This window comes from Vibrio sp. R-1, assembly GCF_035615595.1.
Classification (GTDB): domain Bacteria; phylum Pseudomonadota; class Gammaproteobacteria; order Enterobacterales; family Vibrionaceae; genus Vibrio; species Vibrio cholerae.
In genome coordinates, this window is the sequence record NZ_WPDC01000021.1 from 14,694 (window position 1) to 36,601 (window position 21,908).

The following is a 21,908-nucleotide window of genomic DNA, read 5'->3' on the forward strand; positions in this document are numbered from 1 at the left end:
AATGTAAACATTCCGTGTAAAAAGCAGGAGCAAAATTTTTGCCCATTTAGTGATATGACACTAGTGGCTAACACTAGGAATTTACAATTCATTAGCACAGAGGTTATGGAAGTGTTAAAGACAAAGGGTTTACTAAACAACATCGGCGTGCAAGTGGTGATCGCCATGCTCGCGGGTACCGCAGTCGGTGCTGCAATGGGTCACGATGCGACACTATTTGCCCCACTGGGTGCGATTTTTATTAATCTGATCAAAATGCTGGTGATTCCTCTGGTGGCTGTGGCACTGATTTCTGGTGCAGCTGGTCTGGGTGATAGCCATTCTGCTGGCAAGGTCGGTGCAGTGACGTTAAGTTACTTTGCTATTACCTCTGCCGCCGCCGTAGCTCTGGCATTGATCATGGGTGAACTGTTCCAACCGGGTGTCGGAGTCGATGTTTCTGGTGTAGAGAGCATGTTCTCTTCTGAATACGCTGCGCAAGGTGAGCTCCCCACTTTCTGGGCAACCATCATTGGTATGATCCCAACCAACGTTTTCCAGTCACTGAACGAAGCGAACATTCTACAGATCTTGGTTTTCTGTCTGTTTTTAGGCATTGCGATTTCTAAGCAAGCCAAAGAAAAACGTGACCCAGTGATCAACGCGGTGAACACCATTGTTGATGCCATGGTGTGGATGATCAATAAAGTGATGCTGATTGCGCCGATTGGTGTATTTGGCTTAATGGCTGATGCCGTGGGTACTTTCGGTTTCAGCGCGCTGATGGTGGTGTTTAAGCTGTTCATCGTTTACGTAGCGGCGATTGCGATTTTTGGCTTTGTGGCTTACCCAGTCATGATCCAACTGTTCAGCAAAACATCGGCGAAAAAGTTCATTCAAGCAATGAAAAAGCCACAAGCGGTTGCACTGTCTACGGCCTCTTCTATGGCGACACTGCCTGTCACTATGGATACGGTGAAAAACGATCTGGGTGTGCGCAACTCAACGGCTTCTTTCGTACTGCCTTTGGGCGCGACCATCAATATGTCAGGTAACGCGATCTACTACGGTCTGGTGGCTATCTTCTTTGCTCAGCTGTTTAATATTGACCTGAGCATGGGCGCTTACATTGCGATCATCGTGACGGCAACTTTAGGTGCGGTTGGTCAAGCGGGTGTTCCGGGGCCTTCATTCCTTGTGGTGGCGGTTCTGCTCTCTGCCGGTATTCCTATTGAAGGTCTACCACTGCTGTTTGCACTGGATCGTATCTTTGACATGATCCGTACTGCGCTCAACATTACCGGCGATGCGGCTTGTGCAGTGATTGTGGATTCGATGATCACTGAGGAAGCGGCGGCTGAGCTGGAAAAACGTGAAGCTTAATCGCTGATCATTATCATTCATAAAAAAAGCCAGACATTAACTGTCTGGCTTTTTCTTTATTGAGTCACGGGCAAATTATCCCGCGAAGGAGATGGGTTCGCTTAGCGTCCCAACGCCTCTTTATAGTGCTGGCGACAGACTGAAACATACTTATCATTACCGCCAATCGCCACCTGATCCCCTTCGCTGATGGCGTTGCCATGCTCATCGGTACGGATCACCATATTGGCTTTGCGTCCACAGTGGCAAATGGTTTTCAGCTCAATCAGTTTATCCGCCCATGAGAGTAGATATTTACTGCCTTCAAACAGCTCACCGAGAAAATCGGTACGCAAGCCGTAGCACAATACAGGGATATCCAGTTTATCCACCACTTCGGTCAGTTGGTAAACCTGCTCTTTAGAGAGAAACTGGCACTCATCCATCAAAATACAGTGACGAGGTTCAGCCTCATGCAATGTTGCTATCACGTGCAACAGATCGGTATCGGCATGGAAAAGGTGCGCTTCGGCCTCAAGGCCAATCCGAGAACTCACTTTACCGACACCAAAACGATCGTCGATCGCGGCGGTAAAAATCAGTGGGTTCATACCGCGTTCTTGGTAGTTAAACGCCGATTGCAATAAGGTGGTCGACTTACCCGCATTCATTGCCGAGTAATAAAAGTACATCTGAGCCAAAGAAGAAATCCTGTTTGTATCATTTTACTGTCTGCGCTCTCGTGCCGCGCAGGTTAAAAAAAAGGGTGGCTAATGCCACCCTTTGCAAGGCGTTGATTACGCTTTGTCTTTCGTTGCAAGCTTGACCGCAATCGCCAGCTCTTCGAGAGCGGCAGGGTTTGCCAAACTTGGTGCATCGGTCATTAGACACGCGGCGGCTGTCGTTTTCGGGAAAGCGATAACATCACGGATGTTTTCCGTGCCGCACAGCAGCATCACCAGACGATCCAGACCGAATGCCAGACCTGCGTGGGGTGGCGTACCAAACTTCAGCGCATCGAGCAGGAAGCCAAACTTGAGACGTTGCTCTTCTGGCGTGATACCCAAAATGTCAAATACGGCTGATTGCATTTCTGCGTTGTGAATACGGACTGAACCACCACCGACTTCGTAGCCGTTCAACACCATATCGTAAGCGTTTGACAGCGCCTCTTCTGGGTTGGCTTTCAACTGCTCAGGAGAGAGGTTCAGAGGGGATGTGAATGGGTGGTGCATTGCCGCCACGTTACCTTCATCATCGCTTTCGAACATTGGGAAATCCACGACCCACAATGGAGCCCACGCCGATTCATTAGTAATACCCAACTCTTTACCCGCTTTCAGACGCAGTGCGCCCAGCGCTTCAGCCACGACTTTGGCAGAATCGGCACCGAACAGAATGATATCGCCAGTTTGCGCTTGAGTACGCTCGATAATCGCTTGAATGATCTCTTCAGTGAGGAATTTCGCTACAGGCGATTGGATACCTTCCATACCCGCAGCCAAATCATTCACTTTCAGCCATGCCAAGCCTTTCGCGCCGTAAATAGCCACAAATGCAGTGTATTCATCAATTTGTTTACGGGTCAGAGCTGCGCCACCTGGGATGCGCAGTGCAGCCACGCGGCCTTTTGGATCGTTCGCTGGACCAGAGAAAACTTTGAAATCGACGTCTTTCAGCAGATCCGCCACGTCCACCAACTCCATTGGGTTACGCAGATCTGGCTTGTCTGAGCCGAAACGACGCATCGCTTCGCTGTAAGGCATGATTGGAAAATCGCCCAGATCCACATTCATCAGTTCAAGCCACATTTCACGAATCATCTTCTCCGTCACGGCACGCACTTGTTCTGCGGTCATGAAAGAGGTTTCGATATCGATCTGGGTGAATTCTGGTTGACGGTCAGCGCGCAAATCTTCGTCGCGGAAACATTTTACGATTTGGTAGTAACGGTCAAAACCAGACATCATCAGTAGCTGTTTAAACAGCTGTGGTGATTGTGGCAGCGCGTAGAAACTGCCTTTGTGTACACGGCTTGGTACTAGGTAGTCACGCGCACCTTCTGGTGTCGCTTTGGTCAACACTGGGGTTTCGATATCAAGGAAACCGTGTGTATCCAAGAAACGGCGTACAAAGCTTGAGGCTTTCGCACGCAGTTTAATGCGGTCACTCATCTCAGGGCGACGCAGATCCAAGTAACGGTACTTGAGGCGTTGCTCTTCTGAGTTCTTCTGGTTGAAGTCGAGCGGCAGAACGTCTGAACGGTTAATGATCTCAAGGCTACGTGCCAACAGTTCTACTTCACCGGTTGCCATCTCTTTATTGACTTGGCTTTCTGGACGCGCACGCACTTCACCGGTCAATTTGATACAGAATTCGCTACGCAGTTGGTTAGCCACGGCGAATACATCCGCCATATCCGGATCCACTACTACCTGAACAATACCTTCACGATCTCGCATATCAATGAAGATCAGACCGCCTAAATCACGACGGCGATTAACCCAGCCGCACAGCTCTACAGTTTGTCCTACCAAGGACTTGTTCAGGTGACCACAATAATGGCTACGCATAGTGAATTTCCCAATCTCAATTAGTCATCAAATTTAACGCTGAAAGGTCGTTGAGTACTCGACAGACTGCCTATTCAGCAAAGTTCCATTTATACGCCGAAAGAGATTTAAGATCGACCTTCCCACGTACAATTTGTTGTCTTTTCTTACCCCTTGCTGCTTTTTAACGCAATAATCCCGTCAACCGGAGATTAAAGGCTAACCAGAAGGGAAAAATAGGCGCTGATTATAGCGCTAAAATCTCGTATTCTTCAAAACTCTCGTGATGATGATTTAAGGAGCCCGAGCAGAGTGACGTCCTCTCTTCCCTTGCGACTCGGTTTAACCCTGTGGTCTCACCCTGCATGGCAGAGTGAGTTTTATGGCAGCGGCACGCAAGCCTCAGAACGCCTTGCGAAATACGCCAGCGTTTTTCACACCGTGGAGGGGAATACCACCTTTTACGCGTCGCCCTCGCCCAGTACTGTGCTCAACTGGCGCGCCGCGACTCACGATGACTTTCGCTTCACCTTTAAGCTGCCAAAAAGCATTACCCACCAGCATTTACTGCGTGATTGTAAAGAAGAGCTGCTGAGTTTTTTGCGTTTAATGCAGCCTTTACACGACCGAATTGGTATGTGGACGATTCAACTGCCCGCTGCATTTGGGCCTGAACATCTGGCGCAATTGAAAAACTTTCGAGAATGGCTTCCAGCCGATTTTCCGCTCGGTGTGGAGGTGCGTCATCTGGCCTTTTTTGGCAAAGGCGAAGCGGAAAAAGCGCTCAATCAATGGCTGATTGAGCAAAACATTGATCGCATCATTATGGACAGTCGCCCCGTTTTTTCGGCGCTGCCGAATACCGAAGCGGTAATTGATGCGCAGCAGAAAAAACCGAAAGTGCCGGTGCATGCGATAGCCACCGCCAAGCATCCGATGATCCGTTTTATCGGCCATCCTGAGATTGAGGCCAACCTACCCTTTTTCGGTGCGTGGCTACATAAACTGCCCGAGTGGATTGCCCAAGGTAAGCAGCCTTATCTGATGATTCATACACCGGATAATGATTTCGCGCCTCAGCTGGCGGTGCAACTTTACCAACAATTACAACAGGCTATCGCGCTGCCTGATCTGCCGCCGTTTCCCGCGATGCCCGAACAACCACAACTGAGCATGTTTTGAACTCACAATCCGGTACGGCTGATTTACCCTAAAGGCGATGTGTTTAATGACAGACGCTGCGATTTTTCATAAAATACGCGCCTTTTATTGAGCCAGCGCCACAAGAGCTGGCACAAGACGCTGCCATGAGGTCTGCTATGAACCCAAAAGATACTCTCTTTTCCGCACCCATCGATAAAATCGGTGATTTCACCTTTGACGAGCGCGTGGCTGAAGTTTTTCCAGACATGATCCAACGTTCGGTGCCGGGTTACAGCAACATCATCTCTGCGATTGGCATGCTGGCGGAGCGCTTTGTAAAGCCTCATTCCAAGATTTACGATTTAGGCTGCTCACTGGGTGCGGCAACCCTTTCTATGCGCCGCCATATCAAACAAGAAGGCTGCCAAATCATTGCGGTCGATAACTCAGCGGCCATGGTGGAACGCTGCAAGCTGCACCTCAACGCTTATCGCTCGGACACACCAGTGCAGGTGATCGAAGCGGATATTCGCGATATCGCGATTGAAAACGCCTCCGTCGTAGTGCTCAACTTTACCTTGCAGTTTCTCGCGCCGGATGATCGCTACGCGCTGCTAGAAAAAATCTACGCCGGATTACGCCCGGGTGGCATTTTGATCTTGTCGGAAAAATTTGTGTTTTCGGATCAAGAAGCCCACGAGCTGCTGATCGATTTGCACCACGATTTCAAACGTGCCAACGGATACAGCGAGCTAGAGATCAGCCAAAAACGTAGCGCGATTGAAAATGTGATGCGCCCTGATTCCATCCAGACCCACAAACAGCGTTTTGCCACGCTCGGCTTTTCAAGCTTTGAAGTCTGGTTCCAGTGCTTTAACTTTGGCTCTATGTTCGCCATTAAGTAAATCGCTTATTTTGTTAACTATTTTTGTCATTTATCTTCATGTTAGCGACTCTCTGCGCCAAGCATGATCCTGAAGTCATGTGCAGAGAGCATAGTTTAGGTATTTAGCCCCATGTTCAACTTTGCCAACGTTTACCAACAGATCGCTCAACATCCGCAGTTACAGTTGTGGCTCAACACCCTGCCTCAGCAATTGACGGATTGGCAAGCTAAACAGCACGGTGATCTCGATCGCTGGATGCGTAACCTCAAGAAAATTCCGGTCGGTCAACCGGAGGTGATTGATCTGAAAAATGCGGTAGCGGCACACAATCATCAGCCACTCGCGCAAGGTGAACAGAAGAAATTGGAAGCGGTGCTCAAAACCTTTCACCCTTGGCGTAAAGGTCCTTACCATCTGCACGGCATTCATATTGATACCGAATGGCGATCCGACTGGAAATGGGATCGCTTACTGCCACACATCTCGCCACTGAAAAACCGTTTGGTACTTGATGTGGGTTGTGGCAACGGCTATCACATGTGGCGTATGTTGGGTGAAGGGGCGCAGCAAGTGTTCGGCATTGACCCTTCCGAGCTGTTTCTGATCCAGTTTGAAGCGGTACGTAAACTGCTGGGCGATGACCAACGCGTTCATCTCTTGCCACTCGGTATTGAACAGATGCCGGAGCTCAACGCCTTTGATACCGTGTTCAGCATGGGTGTGCTCTATCACCGTCGCTCACCACTCGATCACCTGCTGCAACTGAAAAATCAGTTGGTTGCTGGCGGTGAATTGATCCTGGAAACCTTAGTCGTAGAAGGGGATGAACATACGGTACTGGTGCCGTTTGATCGCTACGCCCAAATGCGCAACGTCTATTTCTTCCCTTCTGCACTGGCTCTTAAAGTGTGGTTAGAAAAGACAGGGTTTGTCGATGTGCGTATTGTCGATGAAAATATCACTTCACTCGGTGAGCAGCGTACCACAGAGTGGATGACACACAATTCACTGCCCGATTACGTTGACCCACAAGACCCAAGCAAGACCATTGAAGGCTATCCGGCGCCGCGACGTGCCATTCTGATTGCCAAAAAGCCATAATTGACACAGTTTTAACTCGCTTATTCGGGTATCACGTTACCCTTGGTAAAGGATGCGCTAAGCATCCTTTGCTATAACTTATCTATACAATCACTCATTAGAAAATAATAAGGTCGCAAATGTTTAAGCGAATTGCACCCTTTGCCGCATTGAGTTTGCTTTCGGGCTGCGCACTCACCAATGGCGATGAATACCATCAAGCGACGCTCTCCGCGATTCAAAGCTCTGAAGCCAATATGACCCAAAAAATGACGAACTTAGAATCACAAATGGGTCTGCAGAATGATTATATTGAAAGCCTTGAAAAACAAATTACTGAGCTAAAAACTCAAGTTAGCCAAATTAAACTGCCACCACCCCCTGCCCCGAAACGAGTCTCCACTGCGAAACCGTCTAATGATCAGAACACCGCTATCAGCAAGCCTCGCCATGATGTGGTGCTGGGCGAAATTGAGAGCGTCACCATTGATGCGATTAAGCAAACCTTTGATGCTCGTATCGATACGGGTGCCGCCACCTCATCACTGAACGCCGTCGATATTGAAGAATTCGAACGCAATGGCAAAAACTGGGTGCGTTTCCACCTCGCTGATGAGAAAAACCCTAAAACAGAGGCTAACTGGATTGAAGCGCCCGTCTTGCGTTATGTGCGTATTCGTCAATCCACCAACGAAAATACCGAGCGCCGCGCCGTTGTCGAGCTTTGGGTAAAACTGGGCTCTATTCATGAGAAAGCGCAGTTTACCCTCGCCGACCGTTCGCAAATGACACATCCCGTGCTGCTTGGCCGCGAGTTTATCCGTGATATCGCCCTAGTCGATGTCAGTCGCAAATACATTCAGACCGAACAAAAATAGGCGAGACGATGACTTCGAAAATTCCTTTTTATATTTCTGTCTTTCTGCTCTTTGCTACAGGTATCACATTGAGTGTTTTGCGCCACCAAGATTATGGTGTGCCATGGACCCCCGGCGAAACTCGTCAAGTCTGGGATATTGAAGCGAGGATCGAGTTTGCAGCGCAAGGGAAAGAGGCCAAAGTTTCCCTTGCCGCACCGCTCACGCAAGAAGGCTATACCCTGATCAACGAAACCGCGTCCTCCCCGGGCTACGGCATTTCTTACCTAAATACCGAATCAGGCCGCCGTATTGAGTGGTCGATTCGTCAGGCGAGCGGCCCGCAAACCATCTACTACAAAGCGCAATTTCTGGTCGACCCACAAGCCAAAGCAGTACAAATTCCGCCAACACAACCGATCACAAAACCCGCCTTTGATGGCCCCGAAGAGTCAGCGGCTATCGCCTTGATCGACAGTGCTTCGCAGCGCTCAGCAGATCACGTTACCTTTGCTCGCGAGCTGATTAAAGGACTCAACGATAGCGAGAGCCAAAACGCCTCTTTGCTGCTGAATAAAATGAGTAAAGTCGATGCCACGCAAAAACTGCTCTCTTACGCACTCGTACCCAATAAAGTGGTCGGTGTGATCCAGTTAGAAGATGGTCGCCGCCGTCAGTCGATTCAGCATATGAATGAAGTGTGGAATGGCAGCGCTTGGATCCTGTTTAACCCAGAAACAGGCACCCAACCAACACATCCGAATCTTCTGGTGTGGGATGAATCCAACGTCTCTTTACTCGATGTGGTCGGTGGGCAAAATAGCCAAGTCATGTTCAGCATGATTTCGCAAAAAGTCACGCCTCAACAAGCCACCGACAGCAAAGTTGAGGCAGACGGTTTACTCAATCTCTCAATCCATAGCTTGCCGCTTGAAGAGCAAGCCATGTTCAAGACCATCATGTTGATCCCGATTGGTGCCTTGATCGTGGTGTTTTTGCGCGTGATTGTCGGACTCAAAACCTCGGGGACTTTCATGCCCGTCTTGATCGCGGTTGCCTTTGTACAAACCCAGCTCACAACGGGTATTGTCGGCTTTCTGCTGATTGTAGGCACTGGCTTAATCATTCGTAGCTACCTCTCCAAGCTCAATCTCTTACTGGTTGCACGGATTTCAGCCGTGATCATCACCGTGATTTTGATTATTTCGGTGTTTACTGTGGTGGCGTTTAAAGTCGGTTTAACCGAAGGCTTAACCATCACTTTCTTCCCGATGATTATTCTGTCGTGGACCATTGAGCGGATGTCCATTTTGTGGGAAGAAGAAGGCGCTAAAGAGGTGCTACTGCAAGGCGGTGGCTCACTGTTTACCGCTATTTTGATCTATCTGGCGATGACCAACACGTATGTACAACACTTAACCTTTAATTTCATTGGGTTACAGTTGGTTGTTCTCGCGGCAATCCTACTGTTGGGAACTTACACCGGTTATCGAATTTCAGAGCTGCGTCGCTTCAAGCCTTTGGTGGAGGAGAAGTAATGGGGTTCTCCTTTTCGTTCTCGGATTACACCTCCCCTTTTAAGCTGCGCCGCAAAGGGATCATGGGGATGAATAAGCGTAACCACGCTTATATCGGACGTTACAACGATCGTTCCAAGTACCCTTTGGTGGATGACAAGCTCAAAACCAAGCTGATCGCTCAACGGGCTGGGTGTACGGTTCCAAAGCTCATCGGCGTGATCAGCAATCAAGCCGAAGTGAAACACATCCATGAAATGGTCAAAGACTGGCCGGGGTTTGTGATTAAGCCTGCGCGCGGCAGCGGTGGTAAAGGCATTTTAGTCGTCACCTCCCATCAAGCAGGTGTGTATACCAAACCCTCAGGTTCGACCATGAATAAAGAGGATGTGGAACGCCACATCAGCAATGCCCTCGCCGGACTTTTCTCTCTTGGCGGCAAAAACGATGTAGCAGTGGTCGAAAACTTAATTCAGTTTGATGACTGTTTTGAGGGGTTCAGCTATGAAGGCGTACCCGATGTACGGATTATCGTGTTCAAAGGTTATCCGGTCATGGCGATGATGCGCCTTTCCACTTCCGCTTCGGATGGTAAAGCCAACTTGCACCAAGGTGCGGTCGGCGTGGGAATTGATATTGCCACCGGTAAAGCGGTGCGTGCCGTGCAATTTAATAAACCCGTTACTCATCACCCCGATACAGACAAAGAGCTGGCCACCTTAGTTGTCCCACACTGGGAAAGATTGCTGACATTAGCAGCCAGCGCTTGGGAGATGACTGGATTAGGCTATCTCGGAACCGATATGGTACTGGATAAAGAAGAAGGCCCCATGGTGTTAGAACTCAACGCACGTCCCGGACTCGCGATTCAGATTGCTAATGGCGCAGGACTCTTGCCTCGTTTGCAGCACATTGAAAGTTTAGGTTCTTCACTGATCTACCCAACACCCGCCGAGCGTGTAGCGTATGCAGTGCGTAAGTTTGGGGTTCACTCACCGATAGCGCAGTAATCCTGATTTTATTTACCGCGCCAACATGACAAAAGGCTTCCGAATGGAAGCCTTTTTCGTGAGCTATCAACCACATGCCATTAAGCGTGTTGCGCTTCAAACTCTTTCATAAAATCGACCAGCGCTTGCACACCCTCTAGCGGCATCGCGTTATAGATAGAGGCACGCATCCCCCCCACAACACGGTGCCCTTTCAATGACACCAAGCCACGCGCTTCAGCCAGTTCCAAGAAGGTATCATCCAACTCGGGTTTCACCAGTTGGAATGGGACGTTCATCAGCGAGCGGTTGTCTGGATGGATCTCGTTACGGTAGAAATCGGATGAATCAATATAGCCATAAAGCAGCGCCGCTTTTGCACGGTTCACTTCTTCAATCGCTTTGACGCCACCTTGTGCTTTCAACCATTGGAAAACAAGGCCGGAGAGATACCAAGCAAAGGTAGGCGGGGTATTAAACATCGACTCTTGCTCAGCAAGAATTTTGTAGTTCAGTACTCCCGGTAACAGATCGCTAGCCAAATCCAGCAAATCATCACGCACGATGGCGATACAGATCCCCGCAGGTCCAATATTCTTCTGCGCGCCAGCGTAAATCACGCCGTATTTCGATACATCAATTTCACGAGATAAAATGGTCGAAGACATATCGGCAACAATCGGTTTGTCTGTGACAGGCAAATCGTTGATTTCAATACCATCAATCGTTTCATTCGGGCAGAAGTGCACATAGGCAGCATTGTTCGCAATGCGCCATTCGCTCGCAGGTAATACGGCAATTTTGCCTTCTTTTTCAATTTTGGCGTCAAAAACATCGACGGTGCAGTATTTCTTCGCTTCTTTCACTGCGCTCATCGCCCAGTAACCGGCATCAATGTAGGTTGCCGTCTCTGCATCCCCGAGCAAGTTAAGTGGTACAGCCGCAAACTGTGCACGCGCTCCGCCTTGACAAAACAGTACTTTGTAATTATCTGGGATATTCAGAAGATCGCGCAGATCGCGCTCAGCTTGCTCGGCTACTTGAATGAATGGCTGACTACGGTGGCTAATTTCCATCACCGAAGTGCCAAGATGATTCCAGTTTACAAACTCCGCTTGTGCTTGCAGCATCACAGCCTTAGGCAAGGCGGCGGGACCCGCACTAAAGTTATAAACCGTATCGGTGTTGTGCTCCATGTGTTCATTGCTCCTGCTAACGAAAAGTGTTGTGATTAATACCACTTTTTACGCCAGATAAAAAGCGAGAAAAGAGGCCTTAACGCCTCTTTCCCCAAGCAACGAACGACCGCGCGAATTTTTAGCCTTGCGACATCATCAGCGGCATTAACAACATGACGAGTGGCATGGTTTTTCCGTTCGGGAATACCACATTACCCTCTTTGATTTCCGCTTGTAGGGTGTAGCCTTTATCATCTTGAGTCATCATTTCCATCATCATGAGCTGGTCAATCCCTTGTGCAATAAATGGGAAAGCCGTCACCAACTGGTTGGAAATATACGTTTTAGTCTGCCCGGTCAGCGCTGGGATGACCGCCATCGGATCTTGCAGTAGATTTTCCGTCCCTTCAGGCACATTCAGTCGCCAGTTCGATGCAAAATCACCACCAGAAATATTGGCCGAGAAGTTATCCACTGAAACGAAGAACCCTTTACTGAACAGTGCTTCCACTTGTGGCAAGATCTGCTCAACATCCTGCTCGGTCATCTCTGGCGCACCTTGATAAAGTTTAGACAGCGCTTTGGTGGCCGTGGTATCCAAATCCCCCAACGTGAAATCTAAAGCGAACTCTTTAAACTCGCCGCCGCTGTATTTGGCATCGGCAATCTTCATTTTGTGAGCCGTGGTAAAACGAGTCTGTGTGGTATCCAACCCTGAAGTGAAATGGTAAGTAAAACCACCCATATCAAACTCCGTTTGTCCCTCTTGGTTGACACTCAGTTTATCCAGCTTGAAATTCTGTGCGCCTAGCCACAAACCATCACTCTCTTTACCTTGACCGTCACCGGTGATCTGGCTGAGTACCATCTGCGCTTGGTTTTCAAAATCCAAAATGATCTTTGGTACATTCAGTTGGAACGTCATTTCACCCAATGTCGTTAAAGAACCGCTCATTTGTGCCGGTTCAATGGTCACTGCGACAGGCTCTTCACCTTGGAATACGTAGTTCCACTGTTCCAGCTTCACCGTGTAATCGGTGTTACCGTTTAACTTGGTATTCGAAAGAATCTGCAGTGGAAACTCAGGGAATTGCGGCAGTGTTGATACCGCTGACACCCCCATCAGGCCATGAGTCAGTGTACTGTCGACTAAAATTTCGGTCGGAATACCTTCTGCTTCTAACTGCGCCACAATCGTCGGGTCTGTGATTTTGTAACGCGTCTGCATTTGTGATGACAGATAACCGCGCTGATAGTTAACCAGTTCAGCCTTGGTTGATGAGCTTTCAAAATTGTTGAGGCCATCTTTGATCGCAGATTCACCGATTTGGCCCACCGCGAGTGGCCAACACAAACCTAGCGCAACAGCCCCACCCACTGCACCGATCATTTTTATTGATTTCATAGTCGAATATTTCCTTGGGATTGAGTTTCCTTAGTTTAGGTGACGAAACTCGTACAAGATACAAATAATTGTCAACATTTGTGCAAACAACGGGAAAAGTATGAATCAAATCAGAGTATTGAATTGCAACAGCCTTGATTGGAAATTCTCCAACTCTGCTCCCACTTCATCAGCGCCATCCCTGCTAAAGTAACGGCGTGAACCCTTGCCAGAGAAAAGGTTGTGAATCGCTACGCCCTGCTCATTTTAGATAACAATCCGTTCAGTATTGAACAATGGCGTCAAGAACTGTCTGGTTTTGCCAGTAAATTCGACCTATGCAGCGCTGAATCTATTGATGAAGCTCAGCAGTGGCTTGAATTTATTGAACAACGTGAACAGATCGCCGCGTTAGTTATCGCCAGTCATCACGAAGCGCTCAATGGTGCGGATTTTTTGATTCGATTAGATAAAGTGGCGCACACCAAACACGCTCGCAAAGTTCTGGTGAGTGGTGGACAAGATATCCAAGCCATTCTGAGCGCGGTCAACGAAGGTCGCTTAGACTACTGCCTGACTAAACCACTGCAAGATAACGTGCTACGCAAAACGGCTTTACAAGAACTGACCTCCTTTGTACTTGAACACGATAAAGACAATATCTTGAGCTACAGCACGGTGTTGGATCAGCAGCGTCTGTTACGCGCGCACATCGATAATAAGATGCGCAGCTACCGTGAAGGATTCATCACGGATTATCACCGCTTATCCGATAGTGAATTAGCCGAAAAAGTGATTGGGGCGCTGTACCAGTTTTTTGATGAGAAAGACGAGACTCAAGCGTGCCGAACCTATTCCGCGCAGCATTTACTGACCGAAGAGGGCGAGCCTAACCGTTTCTTATGGTTTATCACCGAAGGCGAAGTGGCTTTATATAAGCAAGACGATCTTGGCCAACAGCGTGAAGTGGTACGCCATAAAAAAGGCAATATTATCGGCGGTATGTCATTTGTGACTGGCGAACCCTCTTTTTCGACTGCGATCACCCTAACCCAGACTGAAGTGATAAAACTTGATCGTGACGTGTTCGCCAAAGTCATGCACAACGACACCAGTCTACTGCCTCTGTTTACCAACTTACTTCTGCGCCATTTTAATCGTCGATTGCAACGCAGTATTACCACGAAACTTGAACTGCAAAAAACGTTGGAGTCTTTAGAGTCTGCCCATCAACAATTGATGGAGCGTGAAAAAATGGCGATGTTAGGACAACTGGTGGCAGGCGTTGCCCACGAGTTGAATAATCCGGTCGCTGCCATTTTGCGCGGTACTGAAACCTTATCCAGCCATATTGGACATTTGATTGAGGGTGAAGAGCGAGCGCCAACCGAGCAATTAGGTGCGCAACTATTGCAAAAAGCCATGCAGGCTAAGCCGATCTCCACTTCCGAAGAGCGTCACAAAGCCAAACAGTTAGAAGAGCTTATCCATCACCGTTTAATCGCCAAAAAAATGGTCAAATTGGGCTTGGATGACGATGAGGCCATGATCCAACTCGCCAAAAGTCGACCGGAAATAGCGCAAAAACAACTTGAACAGCTGGAAAGCTATCACCTCACCGGCAGTACTCTGCGTTCAATCCAAGTCTGTGCCCAGCGGATTGCTGACATGGTGAAAAGCCTTAAAGGCTATGCACGTCCTGACGATGAAACTTATCGACTCTCCGATATTCATGAAGGGATAGAAGATACCTTGGTCATTTTTGAAAATCGCCTAAAACGGCATAGTGTCGAAAAAGAGTACGCACAATTACCATTAATCTATTGTTTGCCAATTGCGCTACAGCAAGTGTGGACCAATCTCATCTCAAATGCGATTGACGCTTTTCCTGAACATGGCGTATTGCGTATTGAAACCGAGCAGCAACGTCGTCAAGATATCGACTACGCCGTGATTCGCTTCACCGACAATGGTTGTGGCATTCCACAAGCGTTACAGCAGAAGATTTTTGCCCTCAACTACACCACCAAACGAGAAGGTAACTTTGGTCTTGGGATTGGCCTATCTGTCTGTCAACAGATCATTATGCAACATCAAGGTTGGATTGATGTCGACTCCCAACCTAACCACTACACCACCATGACGGTGTGGCTGCCTTTAATGGTATCCGCCCCCACCTTGGCAAGGAGCAAGCCATGAACAAATTTTTGATTTTATGTGTGGATGACGAACGAGAAGTGCTCGACAGTGTGGTGCAAGATCTCGACTGTTTTGAAGAGCATTTCATTATTGAAGCGGCCGAATCGGTTGCGGAAGCAAAATCCGTGATTGAGGATTATCGCCAAGAGGCGATTCCCCTCGCCCTGATCCTGTGTGATCACATCATGCCGGAGCAGACTGGCATTCAATTTCTTATTGAGCTCAACCAAGAAGCCGATACCACCCGCACACGCAAGATGTTACTCACAGGCCAAGCAGGGCTGGAAGATACCGTACAAGCCGTTAACCATGCCAGTTTACACTTTTACATCGCTAAGCCTTGGCATGGAGAACAACTGCGCCAAGCCGTAAAAGAGCAATTGACTCATTACGTGATTGAGAACGAAGAGGACCTAATGCCTTGGATTCAAATTCTCGATGCAGAAAAAATTCTAAATGCGATCGCCGCTAAAAGAATGAGCTTTGGCGAATAGGGAATTTGGCACTCTAATTGCTTAAATTTCATATGAACGACAAAACTCTGACATTTTTTGATAGTAGCTTGATACATCAATGCTTTATGATGTCAAACCATGAACCCGGAGTCGATTTTAAGGCTTCAGTCACTGCAACTTTCAGGTAGTGGCCTTGGAATTAATCAGAAGATAAAGGTTTATCTTAATTATGCGTAAAACAATCGTTGCAACTGCACTACTTCTCGTCGCTGGCTCGGCACTGGCTGAAGGTGAGCGTGATAGCCGTACCGTAATGAGCAACTTTAGCTATGACTATGTAGAAGCGCGCATCGGCGCCAGCCCTATGACTTTTGGTGCTGCGATGAGCCGCTCTGTTCACCCTAATGCTCATGTGATCGGTCGAATCGACTCAGAATTTGAAAGTGACTACGATGTCGCGGCCGGATTTGGATTCCACGCGCCAGTCAATAACTGGGCAGATCTTACCGGTGAAATGCTGTTTCGTTTAGTCGATGATCGCAAACGCTCTAGCGCCGATACCGGCATGGAACTAAACATTGGTATTCGTCAGTGGTTAGGGCCTCAGCTTGAGGTGGGCGGTAAAGCAGGTTACGTCTCTATCGACAACAATGATGATTGGCTAGGCTCAGTATACGCACGCTTCCACGCAACCGAGCTGTTCTCTCTCGGTGCAGAAGCTCGCATAAACGACTTTTACGACGATCAGTTGATGTTCACAGCTCGCTTTAACTTCTGATCCGTTAGCGTTCGTCGCGATACAGTAAAAAAGCCATAAACCAGATTTCTGGCTTATGGCTTTTTTATGATTGAGAACGTGGGTAACGCTTTAACTTAACGCTGCTGACAACTTTCTAACAGTTGGCGCTTACGCGGCTCTTGCAGCAATTTCCAGTGAATGCCTTCAATCGCACCCGCAAACTTCCACAGTAGTTTTACATCGACATCACTTCCATAAGCTTGACGCACCTTATTAAACACTTCTGGCGCACCGAGACTAATAAAAGTTTCCACATCGTCAATGCCCGCTTTTTTTACCATACGCTCCAAAGTCAGTTGCATATTAGGTAAATCCCGTAGACGACGACTGGCTGCTGAGCGTTGAAATTCCCGCTGATTCACAGAAAACTGAATCGAGCGTTCAATGATCGAGTCTAGCTCAGGGTGATGTTGCTCATACAGTTCAGTGATGTCGTAATAGTTTACGGTTGCCGTTGTCTGTTTTTTAACATGGCGATATTTCTCGCACCCTAAGGCCAAGAGCTCAGGGTCGAGCTCTTCTCCACCACGCACAAAAATGCGGTCTTCACTGACCAACACATACATAGCGTCGTGTTGAAACAAGCCAATACCACCAAACATCGAGCGTTTTTGGTAGGCGCCAAACTTAGTTACGTAGTCGAAAAACTGTTGCTCATTCATATCCATTGATCCTTTAATCACGTTCCCCGATTAAGGAAGATCACCAGATAGCAGCAATAAAGCGAAAATAATGAAATTGTTTAGCAAGTCTATTCAATCGTTCGTATGAGCTTGCTTGTTTTATGAAGCTAATGATAGTTTACGAAGAGAAATAAGTCTGGACTTATCTCACATCGATGCAATACTTTTGCGCCATATTATGAGACAAGTATCACAGCGTCAATTTTTTGTTGCTCCTCTATACTTAAACCTCATCTATTAAATCGCTCAATAGTTCAACGAAAAAACCAGCGTAATCGGTAAAATGCATGGAACCGTTTGCTTATTTAGTTTAGCGATAGTTAAAATGCTACCAACTTTGCTTGATCGTGTATTTTATGAGTCACCTATCTTTTTACTGGTTACCCGAAACCAAACATAAACTCATCCAAGGATTGGAAAGTGAATTTGCGCAATTGGTCGAGCTTTCTATCAGTACCGGGAAAATTTCACTTCCCCCAATTCCAGATGTCGTTTTAAAAATTCAGCGCCTGTGCTTAGCGGAATCGACATCCATATCCGATGTCGCGGACTGCTTAATTGAAGATCCTGGGCTCTCCGCGATTGTGATTCGCGTGGCGAACTCAGTTGTGTTTAATCGTCGAAACATTACGTGCACCGATATTGTCACGGCCGTTTCACGTCTTGGCATTTTGCGCGTTCGTGATATTGTGACGGCGCAAGCTATTGAACAGTTGAAGTACTCCGTCAACCTCAGTAAAGAGTGCAATCGCATCTTACTTAAAAGTGCGACCATTTCTCGCGAAATGGGGGCCACCATGTTACTGGTGACCCAGACATTTAAGTGTGTGGATGCGAAGAAATACCAGTACCTTGAGCTGGAAAAGGCACTGCTAGTCGGTTTGTTGGCGGATATCGGTATCTTCTGTCTGGTCAATGAATACCATTTATATCTACAAAATGGTAATTATCTGGATCCCACTATTGCACTGAAGATTTTCCAATCTCAGTGCTCACCAATCAGTCAATTGGTGTTACGTCACTGGGGATTTGACCATGACTTTTTGGAAGTCGCTTGCAACACTGAGCTGGTAACCGAGCGACAAGAAGTCACTTACCTCGATATTGCTCGTATTGCTCATCACTTACTGATGTTCAGAAAGAAAGATGATGCGATTGATGATCATAATGTCGAGATCAACTCTGAAGGCGCTGAAGTGCTCTACCAGCTCAGCAACTTAAGTGAAATGGAATTTAACAACAAGCTAAGTGATGTGATCAGTGCCAGTGGCATCTGATGTACCACTGTGAGGATGTTATGCTGTCAGGGATGATCTTTGTTTTTGCACCACTCGTGGTGGGTTACCTATTCATTATTCGTAACCCATCTCATCTCCATCGTTTGAGTCGAGCGACTTCGCATCTCGTTTACGTCATCTTATTTTTGATGGGTCTGAGTCTCGCGGGCTTAGATAACTTACAAAGTAACTTACAAACCATTGTCAAATACACGGCTGTTTTTTTCGTGGTGCTAGGGACATGCAACCTCTTAGTCTTACCTTTAGTTGATCGCTATCTGCCACTTAGTACCGATATCACTCATAAAAAAGTCCCGCTCTCAAGCATGATGTTGGAGTCTGCGAAGCTTATTTTGGTGGTCGGTGCAGGCCTGGTGGCGGGTGTGTTACTGAATCAAGACTTACATTGGGTCGAATCCGCAAGCGGCTGGATCCTCTTCCTTTTGCTGTTTTTTATTGGTATTCAACTGCGCAACAGTGGTTTATCGCTCAAACAGATCTTGCTAAATAAGCACGGAATGGTTATCGCGGCAGTGATCATCCTAACCAGTTGGCTAGGTGGCGTGATTGCTGCGTGGCTACTTGACATGCCAATTTACCAAGCACTGGCGATGGCCTCTGGCTTTGGCTGGTACTCATTAGCCGGTATCTTAGTCGGCGATGCTTTTGGGCCGGTACTCGGCGGAGCCTCTTTTATGATTGAGCTACTGCGCGAGCTAGTCGCGCTGGTGTTAATTCCCATGCTGATCCGGCGCAAACCCTGTACCGCGATTGGTTATGCCGGAGCGACAGCCATGGATTTTACCCTGCCCGTCATTCAAACCACTGGCGGTGTAAAATGTGTTCCGGTGGCGATTGTTAGCGGCTTTATTCTGAGTCTATTGGTGCCGGTTTTGATCCTGTTCTTTGTTTCTCTTGCAAGCTAGATCGCAGGATTTCCCTCTGAGCTCGTTTACAATGTTTCGCCTTGAGATTTACAATTTAGTAAACAATATTTTAACCTAGCGCCCCTAAATGATTGGGTAGAACAAGTCTCTTCGAGTTAGGGGTTAAGGTTTATCTCAATGAAGTCCCATCAAGAACGACTAAAAATAACAATTCAAAAGGAAAGATTATGAAACGCCTGAGCACTGTTTTACTGATGTCGGTCGTCTCCGCTTCAGCCTATGCGGATAACACCTGCTTCAGCCAAAAATACGATGCCTACATCGATGCTTCATTGAACTGGTATGCCGATCTCACCAAACTGACCAGTGAACGTAACCCAGATTTAGCCGAAGTGAGTCAATGGTTTTTAGAGGGCAGACAGCACCACTTTGCCTTGAATCGCGCGGCTGTTCATTACTACTTACAACATGACCCAAGTAAAGTCGCAACCACCCAACATGTTGAATCATGGTTAAAACTAGAACAGCCAGAAATCAAACAATTGGCGACACGCAGCGATGAGCTTGGCAAGTTAGCCAGCGTAACCTTTGCCGACCGACAAGCCACACCTCACCCGAAAAATTATGAACTGCGCTCCGCGTTGGCAGACCTGCTCAGTCACCCTAAGCAGATCGAATCGGCGCTGAATCGCTATAATCAGGCGATTGAAAAAGTCGAAGCGATGAAGTGTCAATAATCACACACCAATGCAATCAAGGCTTTCCGAATTAAGACGGGACATTGTTCCCGTTTTGAATTAGATTGTCCCGCTTGAAGCCCATCAATCAAAATAATAACGACGCTGTATGGTATCAGAACACAAATCCGCGCAAGTCAACTTCGATTCTCTGCTCAAGATCTTCACCGTCCCGGAAGGTCCAGACTCAACATTAACCAAAATCGATGAAGAGCTTTCTCGCAATTTAAACCACTTCTTGCGCAAACACATTGTGGCAGAAGAAAAGCCGCTCAAAGAGATTGAGAAAGATTTTTCCAACGCGCACATTCCCGAACAGCCTCAATTCGTTTCCGATCATACCCAACATTTACTGGATACTCTGGTGTCACACTCAGTGCACACCGCATCGCCCAGTTTTATTGGCCACATGACATCGGCACTGCCCTACTTCCTGATGCCGCTGTCAAAAATTATGATCGCTCTCAACCAGAATCTGGTCAAAATTGAAACCTCGAAGGCATTCACGCCGCTAGAGCGTCAAGTGCTAGGCATGATCCATCGCTTGATTTATGGCGAGACGGATCACTTCTATCAACAGTGGATGCACAGTGCTGAGCACTCACTCGGCGCTTTCTGCTCAGGCGGAACCATAGCCAACATTACGGCACTTTGGGTTGCTCGCAATAATGCGCTTAAAGCAGAAGGCGATTTCCCCGGCGTTGAAAAAGCGGGGCTCTTCAAAGCCATGCGCCACTACGGTCATGAAGGTTTAGCCATTTTGGTTTCCGAACGAGGCCACTACTCGTTGAAAAAAGCGGCCGATGTGCTGGGTATAGGCCAAGAAGGCTTGGTCGCGGTCAAAACCGATGCGCATAACCGTATCTGCCCACACGATCTAGAGCAGAAAATCACCGAGTTAAAAGCCAATAAGATCAAAGTGTTTGCCGTTGTCGGAGTCGCCGGCACCACAGAAACCGGCAATATTGACCCACTGCGCACCATTGCTCAGATTTGTCAGCGTGAACAGATCCACTTCCATATCGATGCGGCTTGGGGCGGCGCGACGTTAATGTCAAACCGTTATCGAGGACTGCTTGATGGTGTCGAGTTGGCCGATTCAGTGACTATTGATGCTCATAAGCAGCTCTACATCCCTATGGGTGCGGGTATGGTCTTGTTTAAAGACCCGAATGCGATGCGCTCAATTGAGCATCATGCCCAGTACATTTTGCGTCAAGGCTCTAAAGATTTGGGTAGTCATACCCTAGAAGGATCACGCTCAGGCATGGCGATGTTGGTTTATGCCAGCATGCACATCATTAGCCGCCCAGGCTATCAGCTACTTATCGATCAAAGTATTGAAAAAGCGCGTTATTTTGCCGACCTGATTGATGCGCAAACTGACTTTGAGTTGGTTTCGCAACCGGAACTCTGCTTGTTGACTTATCGATATTTACCCGCGCATGTCCGCATGGCGCTAGGAAAATCGCAAGGGGTACAGCGTGCTCAGTTGAATGAGCTACTGAACGAACTCACTAAGTTTATTCAGAAGAAACAAAGGGAAACGGGAAAATCCTTTGTGTCACGTACCCAGCTCAATCCACACCAATGGGATAAATTGGCAACCATAGTCTTCCGAGTGGTATTGGCCAACCCGCTGACAACCAAAGAAATTTTGCATAACGTGCTGGATGAACAACGAGAAATCGCGCAACAAGCGCCAAAGTTGATGCGTCAAATCGAACATCTGACCCAATGCATTCTGAACCAATAATCCTTCGCTAAGAGTTACAGCAAACAGAAATAAAATTTCAGTTTGCTGTAACTCTTGCGTCAATCATGGGCTAGAAGCACCAGATATGGGCAACACCACACCTCAAAAGTGTAGTTTTTATAAAATTTAATTGAGGCTTGTCATATTCTCACGGTCTTTCTGAGAGTTTCGTTTCTGGATCCATCAC

At 47.7% G+C, this 21,908-nt stretch carries 19 protein-coding genes; 14 read left to right on the top strand and 5 right to left on the bottom strand.

Annotated elements, in window-relative coordinates; genetic code table 11:
- The first annotated feature begins 105 nt into the window (after positions 1–105).
- Positions 106–1,362 (top strand): dicarboxylate/amino acid:cation symporter, encoded by a 1,257-nt coding sequence (locus GOU96_RS06905; RefSeq protein WP_000453412.1) that lies wholly within the window; start codon positions 106–108, stop codon positions 1,360–1,362.
- A gap of 101 nt (positions 1,363–1,463) precedes the next feature.
- Here the strand turns inward: GOU96_RS06905 and GOU96_RS06910 are convergent, their stop codons facing one another.
- Complete coding sequence (locus tag GOU96_RS06910) at positions 1,464–2,042, bottom strand: thymidine kinase (protein WP_001880948.1); 579 nt, start codon at positions 2,040–2,042, stop codon at positions 1,464–1,466.
- A gap of 96 nt (positions 2,043–2,138) precedes the next feature.
- Positions 2,139–3,914, bottom strand: a complete 1,776-nt coding sequence (gene aspS, locus GOU96_RS06915; RefSeq protein ID WP_258454916.1) for an aspartate--tRNA ligase — start codon at positions 3,912–3,914, stop codon at positions 2,139–2,141.
- Between the two features lie 291 nt (positions 3,915–4,205).
- Here aspS and GOU96_RS06920 point away from each other — a divergent pair, with 291 nt between their 5' ends.
- The 6 genes from GOU96_RS06920 to GOU96_RS06945 all read left to right on the top strand — a co-directional run bounded on the left by GOU96_RS06920 (position 4,206) and on the right by GOU96_RS06945 (position 10,387).
- On the top strand, positions 4,206–5,075 hold the full coding sequence (locus GOU96_RS06920; RefSeq protein ID WP_258454917.1) for a DUF72 domain-containing protein: 870 nt from the start codon (positions 4,206–4,208) through the stop codon (positions 5,073–5,075).
- A 137-nt stretch (positions 5,076–5,212) separates the two neighbouring features.
- Positions 5,213–5,941 (top strand): carboxy-S-adenosyl-L-methionine synthase CmoA, encoded by a 729-nt coding sequence (gene cmoA / locus GOU96_RS06925; protein WP_001068374.1) that lies wholly within the window; start codon positions 5,213–5,215, stop codon positions 5,939–5,941.
- A 111-nt stretch (positions 5,942–6,052) separates the two neighbouring features.
- On the top strand, positions 6,053–7,024 hold the full coding sequence (gene cmoB, locus GOU96_RS06930; RefSeq protein WP_000481534.1) for a tRNA 5-methoxyuridine(34)/uridine 5-oxyacetic acid(34) synthase CmoB: 972 nt from the start codon (positions 6,053–6,055) through the stop codon (positions 7,022–7,024).
- Between the two features lie 119 nt (positions 7,025–7,143).
- Positions 7,144–7,881, top strand: a complete 738-nt coding sequence (locus GOU96_RS06935; protein WP_000476328.1) for an ATP-dependent zinc protease — start codon at positions 7,144–7,146, stop codon at positions 7,879–7,881.
- Between the two features lie 8 nt (positions 7,882–7,889).
- Complete coding sequence (locus GOU96_RS06940) at positions 7,890–9,398, top strand: inactive transglutaminase family protein (protein WP_000202052.1); 1,509 nt, start codon at positions 7,890–7,892, stop codon at positions 9,396–9,398.
- Positions 9,398–10,387, top strand: a complete 990-nt coding sequence (locus tag GOU96_RS06945; RefSeq protein WP_000506956.1) for an alpha-L-glutamate ligase-like protein — start codon at positions 9,398–9,400, stop codon at positions 10,385–10,387. Before GOU96_RS06940 ends, GOU96_RS06945 begins: the two co-directional genes overlap by 1 nt.
- Positions 10,388–10,467: 80 nt before the next feature.
- Here GOU96_RS06945 and serC read toward each other — a convergent pair whose 3' ends face one another.
- Positions 10,468–11,562 (bottom strand): 3-phosphoserine/phosphohydroxythreonine transaminase, encoded by a 1,095-nt coding sequence (gene serC, locus GOU96_RS06950; RefSeq protein WP_181743246.1) that lies wholly within the window; start codon positions 11,560–11,562, stop codon positions 10,468–10,470.
- Positions 11,563–11,683: 121 nt separating this feature from the next.
- Positions 11,684–12,949, bottom strand: a complete 1,266-nt coding sequence (locus GOU96_RS06955; protein ID WP_000835928.1) for a YdgA family protein — start codon at positions 12,947–12,949, stop codon at positions 11,684–11,686.
- A gap of 222 nt (positions 12,950–13,171) precedes the next feature.
- Between GOU96_RS06955 and GOU96_RS06960 the strand changes: the two genes are divergently transcribed.
- The 3 genes from GOU96_RS06960 (at position 13,172) to GOU96_RS06970 (ending at position 16,360) form a co-directional block, all read left to right on the top strand.
- Positions 13,172–15,127, top strand: a complete 1,956-nt coding sequence (locus tag GOU96_RS06960) for an ATP-binding protein (RefSeq protein WP_267780618.1) — start codon at positions 13,172–13,174, stop codon at positions 15,125–15,127.
- The gene (locus tag GOU96_RS06965) at positions 15,124–15,621 is read left to right on the top strand and encodes a response regulator (RefSeq protein ID WP_001031964.1); all 498 of its coding nucleotides are present in this window, start codon (positions 15,124–15,126) and stop codon (positions 15,619–15,621) included. Before GOU96_RS06960 ends, GOU96_RS06965 begins: the two co-directional genes overlap by 4 nt.
- Before the next feature lie 190 nt (positions 15,622–15,811).
- Positions 15,812–16,360, top strand: a complete 549-nt coding sequence (locus GOU96_RS06970; protein ID WP_001232641.1) for a hypothetical protein — start codon at positions 15,812–15,814, stop codon at positions 16,358–16,360.
- 95 nt (positions 16,361–16,455) lie between these two features.
- Here the strand turns inward: GOU96_RS06970 and GOU96_RS06975 are convergent, their stop codons facing one another.
- Entirely contained in the window at positions 16,456–17,043 is a 588-nt protein-coding gene (locus GOU96_RS06975) for a TfoX/Sxy family DNA transformation protein (protein WP_001005364.1), read from the bottom strand.
- 377 nt (positions 17,044–17,420) lie between these two features.
- Here GOU96_RS06975 and GOU96_RS06980 point away from each other — a divergent pair, with 377 nt between their 5' ends.
- From GOU96_RS06980 to panP, 4 genes are all read left to right on the top strand, one after another.
- Positions 17,421–18,341 carry an HDOD domain-containing protein gene (locus GOU96_RS06980; protein ID WP_000019000.1) on the top strand — a complete coding sequence of 307 codons (921 nt, stop codon included), beginning with the start codon at positions 17,421–17,423 and terminating at the stop codon, positions 18,339–18,341.
- A gap of 20 nt (positions 18,342–18,361) precedes the next feature.
- Positions 18,362–19,267, top strand: coding sequence for a lysine exporter LysO family protein (locus GOU96_RS06985; RefSeq protein WP_000948497.1), 906 nt, complete (start codon positions 18,362–18,364; stop codon positions 19,265–19,267).
- Between the two features lie 188 nt (positions 19,268–19,455).
- On the top strand, positions 19,456–19,965 hold the full coding sequence (locus tag GOU96_RS06990; protein WP_000826868.1) for a hypothetical protein: 510 nt from the start codon (positions 19,456–19,458) through the stop codon (positions 19,963–19,965).
- A 109-nt stretch (positions 19,966–20,074) separates the two neighbouring features.
- Complete coding sequence (panP, locus tag GOU96_RS06995) at positions 20,075–21,721, top strand: pyridoxal-dependent aspartate 1-decarboxylase PanP (protein ID WP_057554318.1); 1,647 nt, start codon at positions 20,075–20,077, stop codon at positions 21,719–21,721.
- The last annotated feature ends 187 nt before the right edge of the window (positions 21,722–21,908 follow it).